Raw genomic sequence first — 21,938 nt, 5'->3', positions numbered from 1 at the left:
GTCCCGGAACGGGCACGCAACCAGTGCGACGGGGAGCCTGCCGATCTGGCAGGCTCGCCCCTATGCGCAGTCTCACCCTGGCCGAAGCCCGCGAGCGATCCTCGCTGATCACCATCACCTCGTACGCCGTCGAGCTCGACCTGGACCAGGGGGCCGAGGTCTTCGGCTCGCACACGACGGCGCGGTTCACCTGCGCCGAGCCCGGCGCCGAGACCTGGGTCGACCTCAAGGCGCACTCGGTCGAGACCGTCTCGCTCAACGGTGAGCCGATCGACCCCGACCGCGTCTCCGACGGGCGCCTGGCGCTGAGCGGGCTCGCGGCCGACAACGAGCTCGTCGTCGCTGCGACCATGGCCTACAGCCACGACGGTCAGGGGCTGCACCGGGCCACCGACCCTGCCGACGACCTCGACTACGTCTACGGCCACCTGTTCCTCGACGCCGCGCCGAGCGTCTTCGCCTGCTTCGACCAGCCCGACCTCAAGGCCCCCTACGACGTCACGGTGCGCGCCCCCCTCGACTGGACGGTGATCGGCAACGGCGCCGCGACGCGTACGGCCCCCGGCACGTGGGTCCTCGCGACGACGAAACCGCTCGCGACGTACTTCGTGACGGTCTGCGCCGGCCCCTACGTCTCCGTCCGCGACGAGCACGACGGCATACCGCTCGGCATCCACGCCCGGGCCTCGCTGCGCGAGCCGCTCGAGCGCCACGCGGCCGAGCTCTTCGACGTGACGAAGCGGTCCTTCGACTACTTCCACGGGCTGTTCGGCATCCGCTACCCCTTCGGCGAGTACCACCAGGTGTTCGTGCCCGAGTTCAACGCGGGCGCGATGGAGAACCCGGGCTGCGTCACGTTCCGCGACCAGTACCTCTACCGCGGCGCGGCCACCCGTGACGAGCTGCTCACGCGCGCCAACACGGTGAGCCACGAGATGTCGCACATGTGGTTCGGCGACATCGTCACGATGAGGTGGTGGGACGACCTCTGGCTCAACGAGTCGTTCGCCGAGTACATGTCGCACCGGGCCCTCGTCGACGCGACCGAGTACACCGACGCCTGGGTCGACTCCTCGATCGTGCGCAAGGTCTGGGGCTACGGCGCCGAGCGGTCACCGTCCACCCACCCCGTCGCGGGTGTCGAGGCGCTCGACGCCCAGAGCGCGCTGCAGAACTTCGACGGCATCTCGTACGCCAAGGGCGCGGCCACGCTGCGCCAGCTCATCGCGTACGTCGGCGACGACCCGTTCATCGCCGGCGTCCGCGCGTACCTGACCGACAAGTCCTACGGCAACGGCACGCTGGCCGACTTCCTCGGCGCCATCGAGACGGCGAGCGGCAAGGACCTCGAGGCGTGGTCGCGCGCCTGGCTGCTGACGGCCGACCGCGACACGCTCTCCGTCGACCTGGAGGAGCAGGGCGGGGTCGTCGAGTCCGCCGTCGTGCGGCGCGAGTCGCCCGCGGACCGTCCCGCCGACCGGCCGCACGCCTTCGACGTCGCCGGCTGGACCGACGGCCGCGAGGTCGCCCGCGCGTCCGTGACCGTCACCGGGCCCGAGACGACGCTCGCCGGGCTGGAGGGGACCCCGGAGCCGGCTGTCGTGGTGCCCAACGCGTCCGACCTGACGTGGGCGCGGGTGCGCCTCTCCGACTCGACGGTGGCGGCCCTGCCGTCGCAGCTCGCGCAGGTGCCCGACGCCCAGGCCCGGGCGGTCGTGTGGTCGGCGCTCATCGACGGCGTGCACGGCGCCACGGTGTCTCCCGACACGTTCCTCGACGTCTTCGACGCCTCGTGGCCACACGAGTCCAACTCCTCGATCCTGACCCGGGTCGCGGCCTACGCCGAGCACCGTGTCGTGCCCTGGTTCGTGCCCCGGCCCGCGCAGGACGACGCCCTCGACCGGTTGAACCGCGCCGGCTCCGGCCTGCTCGAGCGGTCCGGCGCGGGCACCACGGAGTCGCTGGCGGCCGCCCGCCTGGTCGCCGGCACGAGCGACGACGCCGTGCTCCTGCGCGCCTGGGCCGACGGCCACGGCCTGCCCGCCGGTCTCGAGGAGGACGGCGACTTCCGCTGGATCGTCGTGCGCAACCTCGCCTCGCGGGGCCTCGTCGGCGCCGACGAGATCGAGGCCTTCAGGGCCAAGGACGACACGCTGCAGGGCAGCCTCAACGCGCTCATGTGCCGGGCCAGCCTGCCCGAGGCCGACGCCAAGGCCTGGGCCTGGCAGCAGCTCACCGGCCGTGAGGGCCGCTCCAACTACGAGATGATCCACCTCGCGCGCGGCTTCTGGGCTGCGCCCGACGACGACCTCGTCGCCGACTACGTGTCGCGCTACTTCACCGACGTGCCCGCGATGTCCGGCTGGGTCGGCGAGGACGCCCTCTCGCGCGTCGTCCTCGTCGCGTTCCCGAAGGTGTTCACCGACGAGACGGCGCGGCTCAGCGCGCGGGCCATCTCGCGCGACGACCTCACGCCGGCCGTGCGTCGTTCGCTCGTCGACGCCGACGCCGAGCTGCGTGAGGCCCTCGCGTCGCGGGCGACCTTCGGCGCGGCGGTCTGACCGTCGTGGCGGTGCCCACTCTCGCCGACCTGCCCCCGAGGGTCGTCGCGCTGTGCGACGCCCACGCTGGGCTCCTCGACGAGCGGCTGCCCGGACTGCTGGACGCGCTCCACCTGCACGGCTCCATCGGCTTCGACGGCGAGTTCCACGGCGGCAGCGACGTCGACTTCGTCGCGGTGACCAGCCGGCGCCCCACCGAGGCCGACCACGAGGTGCTCCGCAAGGTGCACGCCGACATCGACAAGCAGTGGCCGGCGCCCGCGTACGACGGCTTCTACGTCCTCGCCGCCGACCTCGCCGGCAGTCCCGACCTGGTGCCCGACGTGCCTGGCGTGCTGCACGGCTGGTTCGACGTCGGCACCCACGCCGACGTCACGCACATCACCTGGCGAGAGCTGCGCGACCACGCAGTCACGTTGCGCGGCAAGCCTCTTGGTGACCTCACGGTCTGGAGCGACGACGAGGCGCTGCGCCGGGCGACCCGCGACAACCTCGACACCTACTGGCGTTCGCAGCTCGAGGCGATGGAGCACCACCCGCGCGAGGCGGCCCTGCCCCAGGCCGCGGAGTGGGGCGCGCTGGGGGCTCCGCGTCTCGTGCACCTGCTCGTCACCGGCACACCGACGTCCAAGTCGGGCGCGGGCCGCTGGGCCATCGGGGCCTACCCGGCCCATCGGGAGATCCTCGAGGAGGCGTTGCGGGTGCGCGAACGTCCCGACGACCCGTCGACGTATGCCGCCGAGCCCGACCGCAGGCGCCGTGACCTCGTCGCCCTGATGCGCGAGGTCATCGCCGACGGCCTGGCGCGGTCCGGGCCATCGCCCGGGACAACGCCAGATCCACCGCACGAGCCACCGCACGAGCCACCGCACGGGCCCGACCCGTCCGCGACATGACCGGCGCCGGAGCCGGCCCCTGGGTCATCGAGCTGGCCGACGTGGGCACCGAGGCCTGCGAGGCGCTGCTGCGCGACTACTACGTCGACGTAAGCGACCGGTGGTACCGGCTCCGGCACGGGCGCGACTCCACGCCGGAGGAGGTCGAGCACGGCTTCCCCCGGATGCGCAGCGACGACCTGGCGCCCCCGACGGGCGAGTTCGTCGTGGCCCGGCGCCCCGACGACCCAGCCGCGCTCGGCGGCTGCGTGGGGCTGCGACGGCTGCGAGACGACGGCGGGCGTCGGGTGGCCGAGCTGCGCCGGATGTACGTGCGGCCGGAACACCGCGGGGCAGGGCTCGCGACGGCGCTGCTGCTGTGCGCGGAGGAGATCGTTCGCGTCTGGGGCGTGTCCACGGTGCGGCTCGACACCCGGCTCGACCTCGTGGAGGCCCGGGCCCTCTACCTGCGTCACGGCTACGTCGAGGTCCCGGCGTTCAGCGACGGTCCGTACGCCGAGGTCTGGTACGCCAAGGACCTGGCTCCGCCTGACGGCGAGTGACGGGCCGGCCGGCCGCCGGGGCAGTGGGGCGGCAGCGCGGCGGCAGCGCGTCAGGTCAGCGCGGCGACCAGGCCTCGACGAGGTCGCGGAAGGCAGCCGCGGCCTCGCGGCGCGCCGAGCGCGTGGAGGCCGGCTGGTCGTAGCGCTCTGCCGCCTCGGCGAACTGGCCCGTGACCCACTCGGCCACGGCTGGGTCGACGCGGCCCGTGCCGAGCTCACGAGTCACCGCCTTGGCGGCGACCATGCGGTCGACGGCCTCGACGACCTGCGCGGGCGGTGACGCGGCGGCGAAGAGGTCTCCGAGGTTCATCGGGGGTGTCGCCGAACCGTGGACGGCCATCCAGTGCAGCGCCGCCGCGGGACGCAGGGCGTAGAAGACACGCTTGAGCACGACGTCCCCGCCGTCGGGTGCGCCGCTGCGGGCCCACTGGCCCTCGCCGACGTGGAGGTAGTGCCGGCCGACGAGCTGCAGGTCGAGGAGCGAGTCGCACACGACCTGGAGGGCGTCGCGGAAGTCGGCATCGCCGCTGTAGACGATGGGGGAGCGCAGCCACTCGCTCACCGTGGCGTTGCCGTTCGCCACGAGGCGCACCGCCTTGACGAGGTCCCAGCCGTTGACGTCGAGCACCGGGTCGAGCGGTGTCTCGATGACGTCGCGCGGTGGCCACGGGTCGAGGTAGTCGTCGCGCGGCCGCACGAAGAAGAACCTGCAGTCGTAGTCGCTGTCTGGCGACGGGAAGCCCCAGGCACGGCTCCCGCTCTCGATCGCCCACGGGACGGCGACCCGGTGCTCCTCGGCGACCCCGGCGAGGCGCGCGTCGATCTGTCGGACGACGTCCGGGTCGAGGTCGTGGGTCAGTCGGCGCACAGGGCCCATCCTGCCGGGGTCGTGCCCGGCAGGCGTGGAGGCGTCGCGGTCAGCGGTCGTATGCCGTGGCGTGCCGTGGCTCGTAGAGCTGGATGTCGTCGGCCCCGGGCACCGCCATCATGACGACGAGGCCGTACCTGTGGTCTGCAGGCTCCGTGGTGAAGACCGCGCCCCGCGAGGCGAGGTCTGCCATGGTCGCGGGGAGGTCGTCGCACATCAGCGAGATCGCGTGGTGCCGCGGTGCGCTCCAGTCCGAGCCCTCGGGCCCTCGGGTGGGGTGCACCCCGACCTCGCTGGGACCGGTGCCGAAGATGAGCCAGGCATCGGCCCCGGCCGCGTGCGGACTGGTGGCGTCGTCGCTGACGAACGGCCACCGCAGCACGTCACGGAAGAACGCGCGGGTGGCTGCGGCGTCGTCGGAGTAGACGAGGTTGTGCACGGCGGTGATCATGACCCGGACGTTACGCCGTCCGGCGTCCACGGTTTGCGGGCGCCGGGCCGCTCTTTGACCCGACGCCCTGGTCAGCCTGTACCCATCGGGTGCGACTTCGTCCCGTCTTGGATTCCGAACCGCGGGCCGCGGCTGTGCGGTTGCGTCGCAGCAGGCGTCCTCAGCCGCCGTGCGCCCCCGGCGTCACCACGGGCTCGGCTCGTAGTCCTTGACGAAGCAGCCGTAGAGGTCCTCGCCGGCCTCGCCGCGCACGATCGGGTCGTAGACGCGCGCTGCCCCGTCGACGAGGTCGAGCGGCGCGTGCCAGCCCTCGGCCGCGATGCGCAGCTTCTCGTCGTGCGGGCGCTCGTCGGTGATCCAGCCCGTGTCGACGGCCGTCATGAGGATGCGGTCGGACTCGAACATCTCGCCGGCGCTCGTGCGGGTCAGCATGTTGAGCGCCGCCTTGGCCATGTTGGTGTGCGGGTGCCCCGGTCCCTTGTAGCGACGCGAGAACTGCCCCTCCATCGCCGACACGTTGACGACGTACGCGCGTCGGGCACCAGCCGCGATGGCGGCCCGCATCGCCGGGCGCAGCCGCGAGACGAGGATGAACGGCGCGGTCGAGTTGCACAGCTGCACCTCGAGCAGCTCGAGCGGGTCGACCTCCTCGACCTTCTGCGTCCACGAGTTGTTGCGCTGGAGGTCGGGCAGCAGGCCGCCGGCGTCGACGGCGGTGCCGGCCAGGTGCGCCTCCAGGCTCGCGTGACCCGCCTCGAGCGCGAGGGCCGTCATCGACGCGGCCGTGTGGGCCGCGACCGCGTGCTCGACGGTCTCGCCGTCGTGGTGGGCGACCGCGTGGGTCTCCAGCGCGCCGGCGATCGAGGCGGGGTGGGCCTCGCTGATGCGGTCGAACGTCACCATCTCGGGCAGAGCCAGCCCGTCGGGCAGCGGCGCCGACTCGAGCTCGACGAGGTTGCCGTACGCCCCGGGCGAGCGGCGCACGGTCTGGGCGGCATTGTTGATGAGGATGTCGAGGGGCCCTGCGGAAGCGACCTCGTCGGCGAGGGCGACCACCTGGGTGGGGTCGCGCAGGTCGATGCCGACGACCTTGAGCCGGTGGATCCAGTCGGCCGAGTCGTCCATCGAGGCGAACCGGCGCGTCGCGTCCTTCGGGAAGCGCGTCGTGATCGTCGTGTGGGCGCCGTCGCGCAGCAGTCGCAGCGCGATGTACATGCCGATCTTCGCCCGACCGCCGGTGAGCAGCGCGCGCTTGCCGCTGAGGTCGGTGCGCTGGTCGCGCTTGGCGTGGCTGCGCGCGGCGCAGTCGGGGCACAGCCAGTGGTAGAACGCGTCGACGAGCGTGTAGTCCCGCTTGCAGATGTAGCAGCCGCGCGGGTTGACCAGCTCGCCCGCGAAGGCGCCAGAAACATTGGACACCAAAGGGATTCCCTTGGTCTCGTCGTCGATGCGCATCGGCGACCCGGTGGCCGTCGACGCGATGACCTGGCGATCGGCCTTGCGCTCGGCCCACGTCTTCGCGTTGCGCCGGTCCTTCTTGAGCCGCTTGTACATCAGGCTCGCCGCGCGCTTCAGCGTCTCGAAGTCCGGGTCGTCGAGATCGAGCGACGGCGCGAGGGCGAGCACCCGAACGGCGGTCGCGACGTCCTCGGGGTCGAGGCGCACGACGGCAGCGGGGTCCAGCTCGGTCTCGGTCTCACTCACCGCGCAAGGGTACGCGTGGGGCCGGGTGCTTCCCGAATCGCCGGCTCCGGCGCCGGCAGCCGACCGCACGGTCCCGGACGGCATCGTCGCCAGCCACCGGGAGCGTGGTGGCTGGCGACGGAGGCGGCCCGACGGCGTACCCGCCGGGATGGTTGGCCTCGCCCGGGGTCACGTGGGGGCGGTGGACACCCCCGCACGTCCCCGGCGCAAGGATCGGGGAACGGTCAGCTCGTGCTGTCCGGCTTGACGGCGAGCGTGACCTCGACGTCCTGGCGGGAGCCGCCGCGGATGATCGTCAGCTTCGTCTTCTCGCCGGCCGTCATCTCGCGGATCTGGCCCACGAGGGCGGTCGCGGAGTCGACGCGCTGGCCGTCGACGGCGATGATGACGTCGCTGGTCCTGATGCCGGCGTTCGCCGCGGGAGTGCCGTTGCTCACGGACACGACCTGGGCTCCGGCACGCTTGGCGGAGCCGTCGGTGACGACCGTGTCGCGGGTGCTCACGCCGAGGAAGGCGTGCTGCGCCTTGCCGCTCCTGATGAGCTGGTCGGCGATCGACTTGGCCTCCTTGACCGGGATGGCGAAGCCGATGCCGATGTTGCCGCTCTGGCTGCCCTGTCCCTGGCCGAGCGAGGCGATCGAGGAGTTGATCCCGATGAGCTCGCCCTTGGCGTTGACGAGGGCACCGCCGGAGTTGCCGGGGTTGATCGCCGCCGACGTCTGGATCGCGTTGGTGACGACCTCGTTGCCCGAGGACTGCTGGCCGAACGGCGACTGGCTCGACGTGCCGGTGCTGACGGGCCGGTTGAGGGCCGAGACGATGCCTGTGGTCACGGTGCCCGACAGGCCCAGCGGGTTGCCGACAGCCATGGTCGGGTCGCCGACCTTGAGGGCCTCGGAGTCGCCGAGGGTGATGGGGGTGAGGTCGCTCGGCGCGTTCGTCAGCTTGATGACGGCCAGGTCGGTCGAGGGGTCGGTGCCGACCACGGCGGCGTCGTAGGTGCGGCCGTCGCTGAGCGTGACGGTGATCGACCCGTTGCTGCCGGCGCCCTCGACGACGTGGTTGTTCGTTAGGATGTGCCCGCTCTTGTCGAACACGACGCCCGAGCCGGCACCCGAGCTCTGCTGGGTCGTGACGTCGATGCTGACGACGCTGGGCGCGACGGCCGCCGCGACGGCGCCCCAGTCGGGCGCGGTCGCGTTGCCCTGCACGACCGTCGGCGACGAGTTCTGGTTCGAGCTGGTCGTCGCCGTGGGCGTCGTGGTCGTGGAGGTGCCCTGGCCGTCGAGCTGGGTGACGGCGTACGTGCCGCCGCTGGCGAGCACGGCGGCCAGGAGGGCGACGCCCACCGTCTGGCCGAGACGACGGTCACGCTTCGGGGCGGGACGACTGCCCTCACCGAGCGGCGGCGTGGGCGTGGAGGGCGGCGCCGGGGGAGCGGTGGGCGCGGCCTGGCTGTAGTAGTCGGCCTGCGGGATCTGCTGCGTGCGGTCCTCGGGTGCCAGGGTCATGGCTCCTCCTCGATCTGGGCTGTTGCCTCCATGACATCTACCCAGCTTTGGACCGCGTTGTGCCGTTCCTAAGAATCGGCTGTGCCTTGACGCCCCGTGCGGGACCCGACCGCATCACTCTCCGGGCCGAGCCGTCGCGGCAGCTCCACGACGACGGTGGCCCCTCCGCCCGCGGTCTCCTGCACGCGTACGTCCCCGCCGTGCGCCGCGACGATGGCCTGCACGATGGCGAGCCCGAGGCCGTTGCCGCCGCCCTTGCCGCGGCTGCGCGACCAGTCCGCGCGGTAGAAGCGCTCGAAGACGTTCTGGCGGTCCTGCTCCGGGATGCCGGCACCGTGGTCGCGCACGTGGAGCGCGACGTGACCCACGTCGACCCGGCCGACGAGGATCTCGATCGGGGTGCCGTCGGGGGTGTGCACGCGGGCGTTGGTGACGAGGTTCGTGACCACCTGGCGCAGCTGCTGCTCGTCGGCGCGCAGCTCGGTGGGCTCGATGGGGCCGTTGATGCCGGTGGCGACGATGTGCCTGCCGGGCGCGATGGTGCGGGCGTCCTGCGCCGCGTCGGCCGCGAGCACGGCGAGGTCGACGGGCTGGAGCTCGAGGGGGCGTTCACCGTCGAGCCGGGCCAGGGTGAGCAGGTCCTCGACGAGGCCGCTCATCCGGGTGGCCTCGGACTCGATGCGGCCCATCGCGCCGGTGACGGCGTCGGCGGTCGGCAGCGCGCCCTGGCGGTAGAGCTCGGCGTAGCCGCCGACGGCCGCGAGGGGCGTGCGCAGCTCGTGCGACGCGTCCGCGATGAAGCGGCGCATCTTGGCCTCGTTGGCCTCGCGCACGGCGAAGCTCTGCTCGATGCGGGCGAGCATCGCGTTGAGCGACCGCGACAGGGAGGCGACCTCGTCGTCGCTGTCGGGGACCTCGATGCGCTGGGTGAGGTCACCGACGGCGATCTTGGCCGCAGTGTCCTCGATGCGGGTGAGCGGCCGGAACGTGCGTCGCACGAGGAACCAGCCGAGCAGCGCCGTGGCGAGCAGCGCGATCGCGCCGATGCCGGCGGCATACAGGAGGAACTGGGTGACGGTGGCGTCGAGCGGCTTCACGGGCAGGGCGACGACGACGATCGCGGTGCGGTCGTCGTTGAGCCTCGCGAGCACGACCCACTGGCCCTCGCCGCTCTCGGAGCCGACCTGGAACGTCGACCCGGTGACCACGTTCGGGTCGGTGGCGCGTGGGGTGGGGATGTCGGCCTTGGCCGCCTCGACGAGCACGGCCTCGCCGAGCGACTCGACCCTGCCGGTCGAGAGGTCGACCACGCGGGCGGTGAAGTTGGTCGGCAGGCGGGAGCCGGTCAGCTGCACGAGCTCGGAGAGCTCGACCGAGGCGAGGCTCGTCGAGTAGACCTCGAGCTCCTGCTCCGTCTGGCTGAGCAGGTAGGCGCGCAGGAGCGCGCCGACGACGATCGAGGTGATGGCGAGCGCCACGGCGATGAGGCCGAGCGTGACGCCGAGCAGCCTCCAGCGCAGCGGCACCGCGCCCAGCCGACGCGGCAGGGACCGCCGGGCGGTCGCTGGCGAGGAGGCCGTCCGTGACGTCACGTCGGGCTCCGCGTCAGGGTGTGGTCAGCTCGGGAGGCACTCGCAGAACGTAACCCACGCCGCGCTTGGTGTGGATGAGTGACGGTCCGTCGGCGTCGATCTTGCGGCGCAGGTACGAGATGTAGGACTCGACGATGCCGGACTCGCCACGGAAGTCGTAGTCCCAGACGTGGTCGAGGATCTGCAGCTTCGACAGGACCCGGTTGGGGTTGAGCAGCAGGTAGCGCAGCAGCTTGAACTCGGTGGGGGACAGGTCGACGACCCGGCCACCTCGGCGTACCTCGTGGGAGTCCTCGTTGAGCTCGAGGTCGTGGAACCTCAGGGTCGCGCCGTCGTCGACCTGGCCCCGGGTGCGGCGCAGCACCGCGCGGATGCGGGCGATGACCTCCTCGAGGCTGAACGGCTTCGTCACGTAGTCGTCGCCGCCCACGGTGAGTCCCTGGATCTTGTCGCCCGTGGCGTCGCGGGCCGTGACGAAGACGATCGGCTGCTGGCGACCGCGGTCGCGCAGTCGACGGGTCACCTCGAAGCCGTCCACGTCGGGGAGCATGACGTCGAGCACGACGAGGTCGGGCTCGGACTCCGCGGCCATCGCGAGCGCGGTGGTGCCGTCGCCCGCCGTCTCGACCTCGAAACCGGCAAAACGCAACGACGTCGCGAGCAGCTCACGGATGTTCGGCTCGTCCTCGACGACGAGCAGGCGTGCCTCCGGCGCGGGTGCTGTCTGGGTGTCCACGGTGCCAGTGTCGGCAGGTTTGCTGGGAGTTGGCTGGAAGTCCGCTCGGATCATGGCGAAGAAGTGCCGAACGATGGCGCAAACCTCGGGAAAGGGACAAACTGGACAGACGATCCCTCGGGGGGTTCGACGCAGGAGAACCGCATGAATCGCAGCAGGATCACGTCCCTCCTCGCCACCGGCGCAGTCGTCGTCACCTGTGGTGTCGGTGCTTCGGCGTTCGCACCCGCCGCCGGGGCGACGCCACAGCATCCGGTCGCTCTCGGCACGGCGCCATCGGCCCAGAGCGCGGCGGCACCGGCCTTCGACGCGTTCGGGTCGGGCGCCGCTGCGCTGGCCACGGCACGGGGCCGGGAGCTGACGCAGCTCACGGCGGCCATCGCCGCCGATGTCAGCAGGGCCGTGCAGGCCCGGGCGGCCGCCGAGCGAGCCGCCGAGGTGCGGGCAGCCCAGCAGCGGGCGGCCCGCGCTGCCCTCGAGGCGGCCTCGGACGACGACGCCGCCGACCCCGCCGAGCCGGCCGAGCCGGTGGAGCACGCCGACGACGCGCCCGAGCGCGGCGACAGCGCCCACGACCAGGGCGACGACGCCGCCGACCGGGGCTACGACGCCGGTGAGGCCTCCGACGATGCCTCCGACACGGCGGACGACCAGGGCGAGGACGCCGACGACCAGGGCGAGGATGCCGACGACCAGGAGCAGGCCGAGGAGGCCGACCACCGGGGCGGCGACGGCTCCTCCCACGACAGCGGCCGCAGCGACGACCGACAGGGGCGCGACCAGGGCGGTGACGACCACGGCGGTGACGACTGACCCCCGCCGCAGGTGTCACGCAGGGCCTCATCCAGTCGGGTGGGGCCCTGCGTCGTGACCGGCACGATCACCCGTCGGCGGGGTGGGAGATCAGGGTGTCCTAGCGTGAGCGCCGATGACCGTCCTGCTGCTGGCGCCCCTGCTCGGCCTGCTCGTCGGGCTGGTGATGGGCGCGCTCGGCGGCGGGGGCGCCGTCGTCTCGGTGCCGGTGCTCGTCTACCTGCTCCACCAGCAGGTGCGCGAGGCGACGACGGTCTCGCTGGTCGTGGTGCTCTTCGGAGCCGTCGTCGGGCTCGTCGGCCTCCGTGGCACCGGCCGGGTCGACTGGCGCACGGGTCTGGTCTTCGGTGGCCTCGGCCTCGGCGGGTCGGTCCTCGGCTCGAGGTGGTCGGTGCTCCTCGACCCCCGAGTGCTCTTGGCCGGTTTCGCCGTGCTGCTCGCCGTCGTCGGTGTGCTCACGTGGCTGCACGCCCGTCGGCCGGAGGCACGCGGGGAGGGCGCCGGTGAGGTGTCGCTGACCCAGCTCGTGCCCACCGCCTTCGGGGTGGGTGCGCTGACCGGGTTCTTCGGCGTGGGCGGCGGTTTCGTCACCGTGCCCGCGCTCGCGGTCGTCATGCGGCTGCCGGCTGTCGTGGCGACCTCGACGAGCCTCGTGGTCATCGCCGTCAACGCGTCGGCCGCCCTGGTGACCCGGGTGCTCGGCGGCGGCGTGGGCCAGGTGCCGTGGGACCTCGTCGTGACCTTCGCGCTGGGGACCGGCGCCGGCACGTGGCTCGGCAGCCGGGTCTCCTGTCGCGCGGGCGGCCCGGTGCTGCTGCGCGCGTTCGCGCTGTTCCTGGCGGTGCTCGCCGTGGTCGTGGGCGCCGAGGCGCTCCGGGCCTGACCGGCCCTTTCGGACCGGGCCCGATGTCGCCGGAAGCACCCCGACGCCGCGGGTTCAGAGGTCGTCCGCGTCGACGATCCGGTACGCGTACCCCTGCTCGGCGAGGAAGCGCTGACGGTGCGCAGCGAAGTCGGCGTCGACGGTGTCGCGGCTGACGATCGTGTAGAAGTGCGCCGTGCGCCCGTCGCCCTTGGGACGCAGCACGCGGCCGAGGCGCTGCGCCTCCTCCTGCCGCGACCCGAACGTGCCGCTGATCTGGATCGCGACGCTCGCCTCGGGCAGGTCGATGGAGAAGTTGGCGACCTTGCTCACCACGAGGGTGCTGATCTCACCGGAGCGGAACGCGTCGTAGAGCCGCTGGCGCTCCTTGACGGTGGTCTCGCCCGTGATCACGTCGGCACCGAGCCGCTCGGCCACCTCGTGCAGCTGGTCGAGGTACTGGCCGATGACGAGCGTCGGCTCGCCCGGGTGCCTGGCGGCGAGCTTCTCGATGACGCCGAGCTTCGCGTCGGTGCACGACGCGAGGCGGTAGCGCTCGTCGGGCTCGCTGACGGCATACGCCATGCGCTGGCCCTCGGGGAGCGTCACCCGCACCTCCACGCAGTCCGCGGGAGCGATGTAGCCCTGGGCCTCGATGTCCTTCCACGGGGCGTCGAAGCGCTTCGGGCCGATGAGGCTGAAGACGTCGGCCTCACGGCCGTCCTCGCGCACCAGGGTGGCGGTGAGGCCCAGACGGCGGCGGGCCTGCAGGTCGGCGGTCATGCGGAAGATCGGCGCCGGGAGCAGGTGCACCTCGTCGTAGACGACGAGTCCCCAGTCGCGCGCGTCGAGCAGGTCGAGGTGGGCGTAGGCGCCCTTCCGCTTCGTCGTCAGCACCTGGTAGGTCGCGATGGTGACGGGGCGGATCTCCTTGCGGGCGCCGGAGTACTCGCCGATCTCGTCCTCGGTCAGGGTGGTCCGGCGCAGCAGCTCGTCCTTCCACTGTCGCGCGCTGACCGTGTTCGTGACGAGGATGAGGGTGGTCGCCTTCGCCGCCGCCATCGCACCCGCACCGACGAGCGTCTTGCCGGCGCCGCAGGGCAGCACGACGACGCCGGAGCCGCCGTGCCAGAAGCCGTCGACGGCGTGCTGCTGGTAGGGCCGCAGCGACCAGCCGTCCTGCTGCAGGCCGATCGGGTGCGCCTCGCCGTCGACGTAGCCGGCGAGGTCCTCGGCGGGCCAGCCGACCTTGAGCAGCTCCTGCTTGAGCGTGCCGCGCTCGCTGGGGTGCACGGTGACGGCGAGGTCGTCGATGCGCTCGCCTGTGAGCGGCTTGATCTTCTTGTGCCGCAGCACCTCCTCGAGCACCGGGCGGTCTGTCGTGCGCAGCACGAGCCGGGTGCCGTCCTCCGAGTCGGCGAAGCCCTCCTTCTCGAGGGTCAGGCGGCCGTAACGGTCCATCGTGTCGGCCACGTCGACGAGCAGGGCGTGCGGGACGGCATACCTGCTGAACGTCATCAGGGCGTCGACGACCTGCTCGGCGTCGTGACCCGCGGCCCGGGCGTTCCACAGGCCGAGGGGAGTGATCCGGTAGGTGTGCACGTGCTCGGGGGCGCGCTCGAGCTCGGCGAAGGGCGCGATCGCACGGCGCGCCTCCTCGGCGCGCGGGTGCTCGACCTCGAGCAGGAGGGTCTTGTCGCTCTGGACGATCAGGGGTCCGTCATTCATCGTCTGTGCACAACCCCGCTGTCCGTTCGATGTATTCCGGCGGCCCCCGCCGTGCGCGGATACATCGAACCGGCGTCGGAGGGCGTCGTGTGGCGTAGTGACAGTATGGGCGAATGCGATCCCCACAGGTCGAGGCGGCGACGGGGCTGCCGCCCCAGGTGACGATCTACGAGGTCGGTCCGCGCGACGGCCTCCAGAACGAGAAGACGGTCGTGCCGGCCGCGACGAAGGTCGAGTTCATCCGGCGGCTCGAGGCTGCCGGGCTCGCAACCATCGAGACGACCTCGTTCGTGCCGGCGAAGTGGGTGCCGCAGATGGGTGACGCCGAGGAGGTCCTCGGCGCCCTGGGCGAGGGTGGCCGCGGCCGTCGCCGCCCGGCCCTCGTGCCCAACGAGCGCGGCCTCGACCGTGCCGAGCAGCTGGGCCTCTCGGCGATCGCGATCTTCGGCTCGGCCACCGAGACCTTCGCGCAGAGGAACCTCAACCGGTCGGTCGCCGAGCAGTACGCCATGTTCGAGCCGGTCGTGAAGCGCGCGCTCGAGGACGGCATGTGGGTGCGCGCGTACGTCTCCATGTGCTTCGGCGACCCGTGGGAGGGGCCGGTGCCGGTCGAGCAGGTCGTCGACACGGCCGAGCGGCTCATGGACCTCGGCTGCCACGAGCTGAGCCTCGGCGACACCATCGGTGTCGGCACGACCGGCCACGTGCACCGGCTCCTCGAGGCGCTCGCGGCACGCGGCATCGGCACCGACCGCATCGCCGTGCACTTCCACGACACCTACGGCCAGGCGCTCGCCAACACGATGGCCGCGCTGCGCGACGGAGTGACGGTCGTCGACGCCGCGGCCGGCGGCCTGGGTGGCTGCCCCTACGCCAAGTCAGCCACGGGCAACCTCGCCACCGAGGACCTCGTCTGGGCCCTGCACGGCGCCGGCGTCGAGACCGGCGTCGACCTCGACGCGCTCGTCGAGACGTCGGTCTGGATGGCCGGGCGGCTCGGGCGACCGAGCCCGTCGAACGTCGTGCGCGCCCTGGCCGGCGCCTAGCCTTCGAGCGTGGCGCCGACGATGCGGTGCACCGAGAAGGACTTCTCGTGGCCGGACTCGTCGGTGGCGCGCACCCGGCCGCCCTCGACACGCTGCGGGTGGATGAGGTGGCGGCTGGTCGCGCCGTGGCCGTCGGAGTAGCCGATCCACACGCCGTGGCGGTCGGCGACGGCGTCGCGCAGCAGCGACAGCGTGACGACGGGGTCCATGGTCTGGATGCGCGGTCCGGGGCGCGACTCGTCCTCGGCACGTCGCTGGTCTGCCGTGGCCTCGGCGGCGCGCAGCCCGTCGACGAGGGTCTGCGTGTAGGCGCGGTCGACCGGTGACACCGATGGCCCTGGACCACGGCGGCGCGTGCCGGCGCGGCGACGAGGCGTCTCGGCGTGCACCACCGCGCCGTCCTGGCCCTCGTGCACCGGCGCGAAACCGTTGTCGCGCAGCAGGTCGACGAGCACCCGCGGGTCGGCCGACGACACGAGGACGGTCGGGGCGAGGCGCCGCAGCCGCAGGGGCGCCAGCTCACGCGATGCCAGCATCGTGTCGAGCACCGACTCGTCGTCGGAGCGGATGTATGCCGCCGCGCCGCCGATGCGCGTCTGCCCGTGCCGTCTCGCGACGTCGGACACGAGGTACTCGAGGGGCTGGGGAAGCGGCGTGCGGCTCGAGCGGCGGACCGTCTCGGTGAAGTCGGCAGCGGTCCAGCCCGCGTCGAGCGCGCGGCGCACCGACTCGGGGGTGAAGCGGTAGACGGTCGCGCCGCCGCGGGACTCGACGTCGGCGGCGAGGCGCATGAACGACCCGAGCCCACCCACGAGCGGGCCGGGCGCCACGGCGGTGAGGTCGGCCTGGACGAGGATGTGGTCGACCGGGGAGGGCAGGTGGGCCGACATGGCGGCAGCGGCCCGGTCGAGCAACGGCGTCGGCTCGCGTTCGGCCTCGGCACCGGACGCCGCGTGCGCCGTCGTGTCGGGCCGCGCCGCGACGAGGGCCCGGCCGGCTTCCGACAGCGCGCCGCGACCGGTGATCCCCAGCCACTCGGCCTCACGCAGCACCGCCTCGACGGCCTCGTCGAGCACGCCCGCCGAGCGGTTCGGGCGCCGCCAGGCGAGGCGCTCGCGCAGCGACCCGGGCGCCGGGGCGCTGCCGGGGTCGAGCGACGCGAGCTCACGCAGCACCTCGCGACGGATGCCGCGGATGGCGGGCCACTGCACGTCGGGGCCGAGCGCGTTGGCCGGCCCGGTGCCCGTGCTTCGCGCCCCGACCAGGTGCGGGGCGCGTGTCGACGCGAGCCAGGCCAGCGCGAGCGTGGCCCACCGGTGGCCTGCCTCGCTCGAGCTCCACTCGTCGATCTCCGACGTGGGCGCCCACACCGGCACGACCTCGCCGTCGTCGGCGACGAGCCCGGCGGCATACGCGAGCTCGACCACGAAGGCGGTGTGCTCGGGATCGAGGTCGAGCGCCGTCTGGGCCAGGCGGAGGTCGCGGACCGACAGGCCGCCTGCCCGCAGCACGCGCGGCGGCTCGGCGCCCCACGCCGCCGCCAGCTCGTCGAGGTGGGTGAGGCACTCGCTCGCGGCGCCCCCGGCCGCGGCGTCGACGAGCGACACCGAGCGTGCCTCCAGGGCCGGTGGCGTGAGCTCCGGGGAGCGGTGCAGGCGACCATCGCGCAGCGCGAGGCCGACCTCGCGCGGCAGCGCGACCCGGTCGGCGGAGACGGGGACGAGCAGGTGGTGCTCGAGCAGCCAGCGCGCGGTGTTCCGCCCGGGCGTCGCCGTCGGCAGGACCCCGAACGGCGGACCCCACGTCATCCGCTCGAGCATCGTGCGCGAGTCGTCGGGCGCCGCGGCGATGGCGGCCGCGATGTGCTCGGGAGAGAACTGCTCGGCCGGGGCCGACGGGCGCAGCTCACGCATGGGGGCCCCGAGCCCGGCGATCGACGTGCCGAGCACCTCCGGCACCGTGCGCACGACGTGGTGACCGTCGCTGCCGCGCCAGACGAGCGCGGCGCGCCAGAGGTCCTGCACGAGGGCCTCGACCATCGCGGCGTCCTCGGTTCCGAGCAGCCGCAGCAGGGCGGGCCGCTCGACGGCGTCACCCGCGACGACGACGGCCTCGAGCACCTGCAGGTGCCCGCGGTCGAGGGCCTCGACCGCGCGCTGGATGCTGGCTCGTGTGCCGGCCCTCGCCGCGAGCGAGGTCAGGTCGGCGGGTGCCGGCCGCGCGAGGTCGGGGCGCGCGAGCACGAGGTCGATGAGCTCGGCGTCGCTGCGCCCGCGGATGTCGTCGGCCAGGCTGCGGCTCGAGGTGGCCATCCTCCCAACCTAGTGCCCGTCTCGTCGGCCCTCCGCGCACCGCCGTGCGCCGGCCGTGCGCAGGCCGCTAGCGTTGCCCCCATGAGCGCGCTCTCGCCCGCGTCCGCAGCCGGTGCCGCATCGGCCCAGCCCACCGGGCAGCAGTGGACCATCGGGCACGGTCCGTTCGAGGCGACCGTCGTCGAGGTCGGGGGCGGGCTGCGCACGCTGACCCGTGACGGCGTCGACGTCGTCGCCGGGTATGCCGCCGACGAGACGTGCGCGTCGGGCCGCGGACAACAGCTGATGCCCTGGCCGAACCGCATCCGCGACGGCCGCTACACGTTCGGCGGCACCGAGCACCAGCTCCCGATCACCGAGGTGCCGCGCGGCAACGCCAGCCACGGCCTCGTGCGGTGGGCCCTGTGGGAGCTCGTCGAGATCGAGGACGACATGGTCACCGTCGGCTACCGGCTGCACCCGCAGCCGGGCTGGGACCACTTCCTCGACCTGCGCACCACCTACCTGATCGACGACTCCGGTCTCGTCGTGACCGCAGCGGCGCGCAACGTCGGGCCGTCGGCCGCCCCCTTCGGCTACGGCGCCCACCCCTACCTCGCGATCGGTGACACCCTGCTGCCCGACGTCGAGCTGACCATCCCGGCCCGCACCTGGCTGGAGGTCGACGAGCGGATGCTGCCGAGCGCCACCCACCCGGTCGAGGGCGAGCCCCTCGACTTCCGCGAACCGCGCCGGGTCGGTGACGTGCGCCTCGACACCGCCTACACCGACGTGCTGCGCGACGACGACGGCATGTGGCGGTGCACGGTGGGCGCCGCCGACCGTTCGGCCACGCTCTGGGCCGACGCCGCCTTCCCGTGGCTGCAGGTCTTCACCGCGATCGCCGAGGACCGCAAGGGTGCGGTCGGCATCGCGGCCGAGCCGATGACCTGCCCCGCCGACGTGTTCAACTCCGGAGACGGGCTCGTGGTGCTCGAGCCGGGCGAGGAGTGGACCGGCACCTGGGGCATCAGCCCTGCCTGAGGGCGGGAGTCCGGCTTGCCCCGAGCCGTTAGGCTTGGGACGAGCGCAAGGAGCGCCATCGAGTCGTGCCGTCACATGCGCGACCGACGACATGCAACGAGGTGGGCTGTGCCGACTGGCAAGGTCAGGTTCTACAACGCCGACAAGGGCTTCGGGTTCATCACCGAGGAGTCCGGTGCCGACGTCTTCCTGCACGCGAACGCCCTCCCGACGGGCGTCACGGTCAAGCCCGGGTCCCGCGTCGAGTTCGGCATCGTCGACGGTCGCAAGGGGCCGCAGGCGCTCGCGGTCAAGGTGCTCGACCCGGTCCAGTCCGTCGTCGCCAACAAGTCCGCGCGTGAGCGCAAGGCCCCCGAGGAGCTCGTCGTCATCATCGAGGACGTCGTCCAGCTGCTCGACGGCGCGAGCAACGTCTACCGTGCCGGCCGCCGTCCTGAGCGCAAGCTCGCCTCGAACCTCGCGCGCGCCCTCCGCGGCCTCGCCGACGAGCTGGAGAAGTGACCCGATGACCGTGACCGTCACCCCGTCGACCAAGCAGGACGCCGTGCTGCTCGCGGCGGTCGACCTCGCCCGGGCCGCCCTCGAGGGAGTCGCCGAGCCGGGCACCGTCGGCGCGCACCTCGGCATGGACGCGCTCGAGGAGCGCCTCGGCATGCACTGGTTCGAGTGCACCTCCGCGGGCTACCGCGGGTGGCGGTGGGGCGTCAGCGTCGCACGCGTGCCGCGCGCCAAGGTCGCGACCGTCTGCGAGACGAACCTGCTGCCCGGCCCGGAGTCGGTGCTCGCCCCCGAGTGGCTCCCGTATGCCGACCGGCTCGCCCCCGGCGACCTCGGCGCGGGCGACGTGCTGCCCTTCCGCCCCGACGACCCCAACCTCGAGGCCGGCTTCGAGGCGACGGGCGACGAGGACGTCGACCAGATGGCCTTCTTCGAGCTCGGCCTCGGACGGCCGCGGGTCCTGTCGGCCGAGGGCCGCGAGGCGGCAGCCACCCGGTGGTACTCCGGCGACAACGGCCCCACTGCCGAGGTGGCGACCAAGGCCACGGCGCGGTGCACGACGTGCGGCTACTTCCTGCCGATGGCCGGCGCGCTGCGCGTCACGTTCGGCGTGTGCGCCAACGAGTGGAGCCCGTCCGACGGGCGGGTCGTCTCGCTCGACCACGGCTGCGGCGCGCACTCCGAGACCGACCTCGAGCACCCTGAGCCGACGTCGGTCGGCGACCCGATCGTCGACGAGTTCGCGGTCGACGTCGAGCCGTCCGAGACGGAGCCGTCCGGGACGGAGCCCTCCGACGAGGCGGCCGTCGAGGAGCAGCCAGCCGACGAGGCGGCCGTCGAGGAGCAGCCAGCCGACGAGGCGACCCAGGTCGACGAACCGGGGCAGCACGGCTCCGACGATCCCGTCACCGACTGACCCAGCCCCGTCGCTCGGACCCGCTCAGGCGGCGTCGCGTGCGTTGCCGCGCCCCCGGCGTACGTAGGCCCACCCGATGCCGCCGAGCACGAAGCCGGCGACGCACGCCCACGGCCACCAGTCGCGGTCGCCCTCGTGCAGGGCGGGCACGAGGAGGGTCACGACCAGTGCGACGACCCACGCGGCCAGCCCGACCTCGATGATGCGCAGCATCGGCACGTGCAGGGGCTCGATCTGCTCGGGTGCAGCGTGTGGGGTGGGGGACGGGTCGGTCACGCCCGTCAGCCTACGGTCTGCGACGCGGCCCGAAACGCGGCACCACTAAGGTGTGCGGCATGTCAGCCGATACCACCACACGCCCCGACACGGCATCCGGGCTCGACCGCTTTTTCAAGATCACCGAGCGCGGCTCCACCGTGGCGCGCGAGGTGCGAGGCGGCGTCGTCACCTTCTTCACGATGGTCTACATCGTCGTACTCAACCCGATCATCCTCTCGGGGGTCGTCGACGGCTCGGGCAGCATGATCGGCGGCACCACCGACCTCGCGGAGAGCAAGCTGCTCGTCGCCGTCGGCACTGCAGTGGTCGCGGGAGTCATGTCGATCGCCATGGGGGTCTTCGCGAACTTCCCCATCGCGCTCGCGGCGGGTCTCGGCATCAACGGACTGATCACCGGCATGGTGATCACGCACGCGTCCGACAAGATCACCTACGCCGACCTCATGGGCCTGGTCGTCATCGAGGGCGTCATCATCCTGGTGCTCGTGCTCACCGGCTTCCGCAAGGCAGTCTTCAAGGCGATCCCGCCGCCGTTGAAGGTCGCCATCTCGGTCGGGATCGGCCTGTTCATCGCCTTCATCGGCGTCATCGACGCCGGTTTCGCGCGGCGGCCCACCACCCCCGGGTCGGTGCCGAGCGAGCTGGGCATCGGCGGCAGCCTCACCGGCTGGCCCACGCTCGTCTTCGTCGTCGGGGTCTTCCTCATCGCGATCCTGCTCATCCGCAAGGTCAAGGGCGCCATCCTCATCGGGATCGTCTCCGCGACGGTGCTGGCCATGGTGATCGAGGCGATCTTCAAGCTCGGCCCGCGCGTCTACGACAAGGGCGTGCTCACCAACCCCGACACGTGGGTGCTGACGGTCCCGGCGCTGCCGAGCTCTGTCACCAACACGCCCGACCTCGGCATCCTCGGCCAGTTCAGCCTTCTCGGCTCTTTCGGGAAGCTCGGCATCATCACCGCGTCGCTCTTCGTCTTCTCGCTGCTGCTCGCCGACTTCTTCGACACGATGGGCACGGTCGTCGCGATCGGCACCGAGGCCGAGCTGCTCGACGACGAGGGCAACCCGCCCAACACCGACCGCATCCTCGTGGTCGACTCCGTCGCCGCCATCGCGGGTGGCGCCGGCGGCGTGAGCAGCAACACCTCGTACATCGAGTCCGCGTCGGGCGTCGAGGAGGGGGCTCGCACCGGTCTCGCCTCGGTCGTCACCGGCATCCTCTTCCTGCTCGCGACGTTCCTCGCGCCGCTCTTCGCGGTCGTGCCGTCCGAGGCCGCGGCGCCGGCGCTCGTCATCGTCGGCTTCCTGATGATGACCCAGGTGACGAACATCGACTGGCATGACATGGAGGTCGCCCTTCCGGCGTTCCTCACGATCGTGCTGATGCCGTTCACCTACAACATCACCGTCGGCATCGGCGCCGGCTTCATCGCGTGGGTGCTGGTCAAGATCGCCAAGGGACACGCGCGCCGCATCCACCCGCTGCTCTGGGTCGTCTCGGGCCTCTTCGTGCTCTACTTCGCGAAGACCCCGCTCGAGGCGCTCTTCACCTGAGCCCCGCCGCAGAGAGCCTGCTCTCCCGAGCACGTATGCCGTGAAGG

General features: G+C 72.6%; 19 protein-coding genes. 10 read left to right on the top strand and 9 right to left on the bottom strand.

The genetic code is table 11. The features are described from left to right. Positions 1–62: 62 nt before the first annotated feature. From pepN to ACFQ2V_RS04550, 3 genes are read left to right on the top strand one after another with little or no spacing between them, the layout of a single operon-like run. Positions 63–2,561 carry an aminopeptidase N gene (gene pepN / locus ACFQ2V_RS04560; protein ID WP_386051162.1) on the top strand — a complete coding sequence of 833 codons (2,499 nt, stop codon included), beginning with the start codon at positions 63–65 and terminating at the stop codon, positions 2,559–2,561. 11 nt (positions 2,562–2,572) lie between these two features. Then, entirely contained in the window at positions 2,573–3,457 is an 885-nt protein-coding gene (locus tag ACFQ2V_RS04555; protein WP_386051160.1) for a hypothetical protein, read from the top strand. Further along, entirely contained in the window at positions 3,454–3,999 is a 546-nt protein-coding gene (locus ACFQ2V_RS04550; protein ID WP_386051158.1) for a GNAT family N-acetyltransferase, read from the top strand. Before ACFQ2V_RS04555 ends, ACFQ2V_RS04550 begins: the two co-directional genes overlap by 4 nt. Before the next feature lie 55 nt (positions 4,000–4,054). Here the strand turns inward: ACFQ2V_RS04550 and ACFQ2V_RS04545 are convergent, their stop codons facing one another. From ACFQ2V_RS04545 to ACFQ2V_RS04520, 6 genes are all read right to left on the bottom strand, one after another. After that, the gene (locus ACFQ2V_RS04545; RefSeq protein WP_386051156.1) at positions 4,055–4,867 is read right to left on the bottom strand and encodes a nucleotidyltransferase domain-containing protein; all 813 of its coding nucleotides are present in this window, start codon (positions 4,865–4,867) and stop codon (positions 4,055–4,057) included. A 49-nt stretch (positions 4,868–4,916) separates the two neighbouring features. Continuing rightward, positions 4,917–5,318 (bottom strand): VOC family protein, encoded by a 402-nt coding sequence (locus ACFQ2V_RS04540; protein ID WP_386051155.1) that lies wholly within the window; start codon positions 5,316–5,318, stop codon positions 4,917–4,919. A gap of 183 nt (positions 5,319–5,501) precedes the next feature. After that, the gene (locus tag ACFQ2V_RS04535) at positions 5,502–7,022 is read right to left on the bottom strand and encodes an SDR family NAD(P)-dependent oxidoreductase (RefSeq protein ID WP_386051153.1); all 1,521 of its coding nucleotides are present in this window, start codon (positions 7,020–7,022) and stop codon (positions 5,502–5,504) included. A 224-nt stretch (positions 7,023–7,246) separates the two neighbouring features. Beyond that, complete coding sequence (locus tag ACFQ2V_RS04530; RefSeq protein WP_386051151.1) at positions 7,247–8,533, bottom strand: S1C family serine protease; 1,287 nt, start codon at positions 8,531–8,533, stop codon at positions 7,247–7,249. A gap of 68 nt (positions 8,534–8,601) precedes the next feature. Further along, complete coding sequence (locus ACFQ2V_RS04525) at positions 8,602–10,125, bottom strand: sensor histidine kinase (RefSeq protein ID WP_386051149.1); 1,524 nt, start codon at positions 10,123–10,125, stop codon at positions 8,602–8,604. A 13-nt stretch (positions 10,126–10,138) separates the two neighbouring features. Further along, positions 10,139–10,861, bottom strand: coding sequence for a response regulator transcription factor (locus tag ACFQ2V_RS04520; RefSeq protein WP_386051147.1), 723 nt, complete (start codon positions 10,859–10,861; stop codon positions 10,139–10,141). Between the two features lie 144 nt (positions 10,862–11,005). On the opposite strand from ACFQ2V_RS04520, the gene ACFQ2V_RS04515 reads away from it, so the two are divergent. Together ACFQ2V_RS04515 and ACFQ2V_RS04510 are read left to right on the top strand one after the other, a co-directional pair. After that, complete coding sequence (locus ACFQ2V_RS04515) at positions 11,006–11,674, top strand: hypothetical protein (RefSeq protein ID WP_386051145.1); 669 nt, start codon at positions 11,006–11,008, stop codon at positions 11,672–11,674. A 115-nt stretch (positions 11,675–11,789) separates the two neighbouring features. After that, a complete protein-coding gene (locus ACFQ2V_RS04510; protein WP_386051143.1) occupies positions 11,790–12,557 on the top strand; it encodes a sulfite exporter TauE/SafE family protein in 768 nt (255 codons plus the stop codon). Between the two features lie 54 nt (positions 12,558–12,611). Here the strand turns inward: ACFQ2V_RS04510 and ACFQ2V_RS04505 are convergent, their stop codons facing one another. Further along, positions 12,612–14,264, bottom strand: a complete 1,653-nt coding sequence (locus ACFQ2V_RS04505) for a DNA repair helicase XPB (protein WP_386051141.1) — start codon at positions 14,262–14,264, stop codon at positions 12,612–12,614. A gap of 113 nt (positions 14,265–14,377) precedes the next feature. Between ACFQ2V_RS04505 and ACFQ2V_RS04500 the strand changes: the two genes are divergently transcribed. After that, positions 14,378–15,310 (top strand): hydroxymethylglutaryl-CoA lyase, encoded by a 933-nt coding sequence (locus tag ACFQ2V_RS04500; protein ID WP_386051139.1) that lies wholly within the window; start codon positions 14,378–14,380, stop codon positions 15,308–15,310. On the opposite strand, the gene ACFQ2V_RS04495 is transcribed toward ACFQ2V_RS04500, so the two are convergent. Continuing rightward, positions 15,307–17,622 (bottom strand): helicase-associated domain-containing protein, encoded by a 2,316-nt coding sequence (locus tag ACFQ2V_RS04495; RefSeq protein ID WP_386051138.1) that lies wholly within the window; start codon positions 17,620–17,622, stop codon positions 15,307–15,309. The two genes, ACFQ2V_RS04500 and ACFQ2V_RS04495, sit on opposite strands and share 4 nt — an antisense overlap. Positions 17,623–17,703: 81 nt before the next feature. On the opposite strand from ACFQ2V_RS04495, the gene ACFQ2V_RS04490 reads away from it, so the two are divergent. From ACFQ2V_RS04490 to ACFQ2V_RS04480, 3 genes are all read left to right on the top strand, one after another. Then, complete coding sequence (locus tag ACFQ2V_RS04490) at positions 17,704–18,645, top strand: aldose 1-epimerase family protein (protein ID WP_386051137.1); 942 nt, start codon at positions 17,704–17,706, stop codon at positions 18,643–18,645. Between the two features lie 108 nt (positions 18,646–18,753). Further along, on the top strand, positions 18,754–19,146 hold the full coding sequence (locus ACFQ2V_RS04485; RefSeq protein ID WP_386051135.1) for a cold-shock protein: 393 nt from the start codon (positions 18,754–18,756) through the stop codon (positions 19,144–19,146). A gap of 4 nt (positions 19,147–19,150) precedes the next feature. Beyond that, positions 19,151–20,059, top strand: a complete 909-nt coding sequence (locus tag ACFQ2V_RS04480; protein WP_386051134.1) for a DUF3027 domain-containing protein — start codon at positions 19,151–19,153, stop codon at positions 20,057–20,059. 24 nt (positions 20,060–20,083) lie between these two features. On the opposite strand, the gene ACFQ2V_RS04475 is transcribed toward ACFQ2V_RS04480, so the two are convergent. Further along, a complete protein-coding gene (locus ACFQ2V_RS04475) occupies positions 20,084–20,335 on the bottom strand; it encodes a DUF2530 domain-containing protein (RefSeq protein ID WP_386051132.1) in 252 nt (83 codons plus the stop codon). Positions 20,336–20,394: 59 nt separating this feature from the next. Between ACFQ2V_RS04475 and ACFQ2V_RS04470 the strand changes: the two genes are divergently transcribed. After that, complete coding sequence (locus ACFQ2V_RS04470) at positions 20,395–21,891, top strand: NCS2 family permease (protein WP_386051130.1); 1,497 nt, start codon at positions 20,395–20,397, stop codon at positions 21,889–21,891. Positions 21,892–21,938: the final 47 nt, after the last annotated feature.

It is taken from the genome of Terrabacter terrigena (genome assembly GCF_042676085.1).
Classification (GTDB): Bacteria; Actinomycetota; Actinomycetes; order Actinomycetales; family Dermatophilaceae; genus Terrabacter; species Terrabacter terrigena.
This window is presented reverse-complemented; position numbering and strand designations above follow the sequence as displayed.

Bases quoted from the DNA above. Each gene is read 5' to 3' on its own strand.
- ACFQ2V_RS04550 (WP_386051158.1), top strand. From the start codon at position 3,454: ATGACCGGCGCCGGAGCCGGCCCCTGGGTCATCGAGCTGGCCGACGTG.
- ACFQ2V_RS04490 (WP_386051137.1), top strand. From the start codon at position 17,704: ATGAGCGCGCTCTCGCCCGCGTCCGCAGCCGGTGCCGCATCGGCCCAG.
- ACFQ2V_RS04480 (WP_386051134.1), top strand. From the start codon at position 19,151: ATGACCGTGACCGTCACCCCGTCGACCAAGCAGGACGCCGTGCTGCTC.
- ACFQ2V_RS04505 (WP_386051141.1), bottom strand. From the start codon at position 14,264: ATGAATGACGGACCCCTGATCGTCCAGAGCGACAAGACCCTCCTGCTC.
- ACFQ2V_RS04470 (WP_386051130.1), top strand. From the start codon at position 20,395: ATGTCAGCCGATACCACCACACGCCCCGACACGGCATCCGGGCTCGAC.
- ACFQ2V_RS04500 (WP_386051139.1), top strand. From the start codon at position 14,378: ATGCGATCCCCACAGGTCGAGGCGGCGACGGGGCTGCCGCCCCAGGTG.
- ACFQ2V_RS04510 (WP_386051143.1), top strand. From the start codon at position 11,790: ATGACCGTCCTGCTGCTGGCGCCCCTGCTCGGCCTGCTCGTCGGGCTG.
- pepN (WP_386051162.1), top strand. From the start codon at position 63: ATGCGCAGTCTCACCCTGGCCGAAGCCCGCGAGCGATCCTCGCTGATC.
- ACFQ2V_RS04530 (WP_386051151.1), bottom strand. From the start codon at position 8,533: ATGACCCTGGCACCCGAGGACCGCACGCAGCAGATCCCGCAGGCCGAC.
- ACFQ2V_RS04495 (WP_386051138.1), bottom strand. From the start codon at position 17,622: ATGGCCACCTCGAGCCGCAGCCTGGCCGACGACATCCGCGGGCGCAGC.
- ACFQ2V_RS04540 (WP_386051155.1), bottom strand. From the start codon at position 5,318: ATGATCACCGCCGTGCACAACCTCGTCTACTCCGACGACGCCGCAGCC.
- ACFQ2V_RS04515 (WP_386051145.1), top strand. From the start codon at position 11,006: ATGAATCGCAGCAGGATCACGTCCCTCCTCGCCACCGGCGCAGTCGTC.